The 4,080-nt window shown below is 65.6% G+C and carries 4 protein-coding genes; 3 read left to right on the top strand and 1 reads right to left on the bottom strand.

Features of this window, described 5'->3' with window-relative positions:
• The 3 genes from ACQKDV_RS18585 to ACQKDV_RS18575 form a co-directional block, all read left to right on the top strand.
• Positions 1–1,479: DUF6537 domain-containing protein (locus ACQKDV_RS18585; RefSeq protein ID WP_427785729.1), on the top strand; the 1,479-nt coding region annotated here is incomplete at its 5' end.
• 127 nt (positions 1,480–1,606) lie between these two features.
• Positions 1,607–1,966, top strand: coding sequence for a helix-turn-helix transcriptional regulator (locus ACQKDV_RS18580; protein ID WP_427785728.1), 360 nt, complete (start codon positions 1,607–1,609; stop codon positions 1,964–1,966).
• A 32-nt stretch (positions 1,967–1,998) separates the two neighbouring features.
• Positions 1,999–3,285 (top strand): type II toxin-antitoxin system HipA family toxin, encoded by a 1,287-nt coding sequence (locus ACQKDV_RS18575; RefSeq protein WP_427785727.1) that lies wholly within the window; start codon positions 1,999–2,001, stop codon positions 3,283–3,285.
• On the opposite strand, the gene ACQKDV_RS18570 is transcribed toward ACQKDV_RS18575, so the two are convergent.
• Positions 3,286–3,900, bottom strand: coding sequence for a DUF938 domain-containing protein (locus ACQKDV_RS18570; RefSeq protein ID WP_427785730.1), 615 nt, complete (start codon positions 3,898–3,900; stop codon positions 3,286–3,288).
• Positions 3,901–4,080 lie beyond the last annotated feature (180 nt).

Here is a 4,080-nt window from a genome sequence, read left to right as displayed (position 1 = left end):
CTCATCACCGGCGTCGGCGGTACCGGCGTGGTGACCATCGGTGCCCTGCTGGGCATGGCCGGCCACCTGGAAGGCAAGGGTGCCACCGTGCTCGACCAGACCGGCCTGGCGCAGAAGGGTGGCGCGGTGACCACGCACATCCGCATCGCCCGCCGTCCCGACGACATCCACGCCGTACGCATCGCCGCCGGTGAAGCCGACCTGGTGCTGGGCTGCGACATGGTGGTGGTGAACGACTACTGGGCGCTGTCGAAGGTGCGCGCCGGCCGTTCGCAGGTGGTACTGAACACCTACGAGGCCATGCCGGGCACCTTCACCACCCGCCCGGACATGCAGTTCCCCGCCGCCGACATCGTGGCCGGCGTGCGTGTGGCCCTGGGTGGACAGGAGCCGCTGCAGCTCGATGCCACCCAGCTGGCCACCGCGCTGCTGGGCGATGCCATCGCCGCCAACCTGTTCATCCTCGGCTATGCATGGCAGCAGGGTCTGGTGCCGCTGTCGTTCGACTCGCTGATGCGGGCCATCGAACTGAACGGCGCGGCCGTGGCGATGAACCAGCAGGCGTTCGCCTGGGGCCGCCTGGCCGTTGTCGACCCGCAGGCCGTGCAGCAGGCCGCCGGCCTGGTGCGTAACCGCCACACCGATACCGAATCCACCCCGGGCCCACTGCACCCGCTGCCGCCGGGCGAATGGGAAGGCAACGAATGGGGCGCCACCGCCGCACCGCGCAACACCGGCGACGAACGCGAACTGCGCGGCCTGCCCTCGCACGGTGCCGATGTGGCCTTCCTGCCGCTGGACGATGCACGCCTGTCGCGTTCACTGGATGAAATGATCGAGCGCCGCGCTGCATTCCTGGTCGAGTACCAGGATGCCGCCTACGCCAACCGCTACCGCGATCTGGTTGCGCGCGTGCGCGCCACCGAGGCCGAGCGCATCGGCGGTTCCACCGCGCTGACGGAAACCGTGGCCCGCTATCTGTTCAAGCTGATGGCCTACAAGGACGAGTACGAAGTGGCCCGCCTGTACACCAGCGGCGACTTCCAGCGCCGCCTGCAGCAGCAGTTCGAGGGCGACTACCAGCTGCGCTTCCACCTGGCGCCGCCGCTGTTTGCGAAGAAGGACGAGCAGGGCCGGTTGCTGAAGAAGGAGTACGGCCCGTGGATGTTCAAGGCCTTTGGCCTGCTGGCGAAGCTGAAGTTCCTGCGCGGCGGGCGCCTTGATGTGTTCGGGCGCACCGAGGAGCGCCGGATGGAGCGCCAGCTGATTGCCGATTACGAGGCGACCGTGCAGCTGCTGCTGGACGGGCTGGAGGATGATCGGCTGTCGCTGGCGGTGGAGATCGCCAGCGTGCCCGAGCACATCCGCGGCTTCGGCCACGTCAAGGAAGCCCACTTCGCGCAGGCCAAGGCACGTGAGGCGGCCCTGCTGGCGCAGTGGCGCAACCCGAAGGCGCTGCATATCGTGCAGGTGGCTTGAAGATCACCTGCGCTCACTGTCTACGAACGTCGACACTGACAGTTTAGTCAACGATCGGTTACATCGAGCCAAATGTCAACGAACGGCGACTTTTGCTTAAAAGTCGGCGAGCGCATACATTCGGCCAATGGACGTCCTTCGAACTTCCCGCGACCTGGGGCTGGTCATCCGCCAGCGCCGCAAAGCGCTCCATTGGGATCAGGCCCAGCTGGCTGAACGCGTGGGCGTCAGTCGGCAATGGGTCATCGAAATGGAAAAAGGCAAGCCACGAGCGGAACTGCAGCTCGTGCTGCGGACGCTCAACGTCCTTGGCCTGATCCTGACCGTGGACGCCGTCGTGGGACAAGCTTCTTCTGCTGCATCGTCGGAAATGCCTCTGGACGTCCCCGATATCGACACTATCGTGGATGGCAACCGGATGCGCCCGGATGAACATCGCGCGGCTGCGGCAACGCCGGGGTGCAGTACCCCCAGCAAGGGCCGTTGACAGCCTCTCCCCCTGGACATCGTGCTTCCCGCATGGACCTCAACGTACTCCTCTCCAACAGACTGGCCGGATACCTGGGACAGGATGCACACGGCCACCCGACGTTCCGGTATGCGGACAGTTGGCGCCAGACCCCAGGGGCTTATCCCCTGTCGCTTGCACTTCCACTGACACAGGACCGCGCGCCAGCAGCCACGCTCTCCGCGGTCCTATGGGGCCTGCTTCCCGACAACGAAGCGCTTCTGCAGCGATGGGCGGCCCGATTCCACGTTTCATCCCGCAACCCGGTCGCGTTGTTGTCGCATGTGGGTGAAGACTGTGCCGGCGCCGTCCAGTTCGTACGAGGGGAAAGGCTCGCCGCCGTACTGGCCGGCGAGGATGATCGGCAGGAGCCGCTGTCCACACATGACATCGCCAAGCGGCTGCAGCGGGTCCGTCTGGACCAGGCCGCGGCAAGGCAACCCGACGATGTCGGCCAGTTCAGCCTGGCCGGGGCGCAACCCAAGATCGCCTTGATGCAACGCGATGATGGGGGCTGGGCGATTCCGGCTGGCCGCATTCCTACCACCCATATCCTCAAGCCGCCCAGTGGTGACTACGACGGGTTCGTGGAAAACGAGGTGTTCTGCCTCCGGCTGGCCGCGCGACTCGGCATGCCCGCTGCGTCCACGGAAATGCTCCGCATGGAGGACGCACAGGCCATCTCGGTGACCCGCTTCGACCGCGTACGAACTGCGGATGGCTGGCAACGTATTCACCAGGAAGACTTCTGCCAAGCGCTGGGCGTCATGCCTCACATCAAGTACCAGAATCAGGGCGGGCCTGGTCCAGCCGATCTGGCTCGCGTGCTGTGGGAACAGTCCGGCAACCCACGAGCGGATGTGGAAAGACTCCTGCAGGCGCTGCAGTTCAATCATCTCATCGGCGGCACCGACGCGCATGCGAAGAACTACTCGCTGCTGATCGGCGCGCAAGGGAAAGTCCGCCTTGCTCCGTTGTACGACATCTCAAGCGCACTGCCCTATCCACATCTACAGCAGCGCAAGATCAAGATGGCAATGAAGATCGGCAGTCATTACCGCTGGTGGGATGTGCGCCTGGTAGATTGGGAAGTGACAGCCGATGCAATGAAGCTCGATCCGCGGAAAGCTCTATCTGACCTGTACGACATGGCCACCCAACTTCCCGCACTCGCGCAGCAGTTGCATGCGGACCTCCACGCCGAGGGACTTCGTCACCCGGTACTGGACCGCCTGCTCGATGCCATCCTTACGAGCTGTCAGCGCTGCCTGCGGCAGTTTGAGCAATCTGCGACCTGACTACCCCAACCGCCACAGCAGCAACCGGTTGTTGGCCGGCATGGCCACATCGCGCAGGCGGGTGAAGCCGTTGTCCTCGGCCAGCGCCTGCACGGCCTCCACGTCACGGATGCCGCTGCGGGGGTCACGCGCCTTCAGCCAAGCATCGAACTGCGCGTTGCTGTCGCTGGTGTAGCGGCCGCCGTAGTTGAACGGGCCGTACACCGCCAGCAGCGCACCATGGCGCAGCAGCGGCGGCAGCGCGGCGAACAGCGCCTGCACGTGCTCCCAGCCCATGATGTGCAGGGTATTGGCAGTGAACGCCGCATCGAACGAGCTGCCCTCGGGCAGGGTCAGGCCCGGTGCCGGCGGCAGTTCCACCTGCAGCGCCACGGGCGACAGCAGATTGAGCAGCGCCGCCTCGGCGCGCCACGCCTCGATGCCAGGCAGATGGTCCGGATGATCGCTGGGCTGCCAGTGCAGCCACGGCCAGCGCTCGGCGAAGAAGGCCGCGTGCTGACCGGTACCGCTGCCGATCTCCAGCACCCGGTGGCGGTCGCCCATCCACGGATCGAGCGCGGCCGCGATGGGTTCGCGGTTGCGTTCGCAGGCTTCTGAATACGGCTTGCTCGACATCAGGGCGGGGGCCAAGCGGAGTCGCCCCATTGTGCACGAGGGGGGGGTTCTGAGCAGGGCTTGCAGCCCTGCACCTGCTGCAAATCAACGGCAACGGCAACGTCAAAGACTGGCTATCCGTGGGATGGCGGGGTGGGTCCGGTTGAGGGGGACGCTGCAAGTACGTCCATGTAAGCTCGG

It is taken from the genome of Stenotrophomonas sp. NPDC077659 (assembly GCF_050268705.1).
GTDB lineage: Bacteria > Pseudomonadota > Gammaproteobacteria > Xanthomonadales > Xanthomonadaceae > Stenotrophomonas.
This window is presented reverse-complemented; position numbering and strand designations above follow the sequence as displayed.

Excerpts from the sequence above, each read along its gene's own strand:
- ACQKDV_RS18580 (WP_427785728.1), top strand. The coding sequence starts at position 1,607 with ATGGACGTCCTTCGAACTTCCCGCGACCTGGGGCTGGTCATCCGCCAG.
- ACQKDV_RS18575 (WP_427785727.1), top strand. The coding sequence starts at position 1,999 with ATGGACCTCAACGTACTCCTCTCCAACAGACTGGCCGGATACCTGGGA.
- ACQKDV_RS18570 (WP_427785730.1), bottom strand. The coding sequence starts at position 3,900 with ATGTCGAGCAAGCCGTATTCAGAAGCCTGCGAACGCAACCGCGAACCC.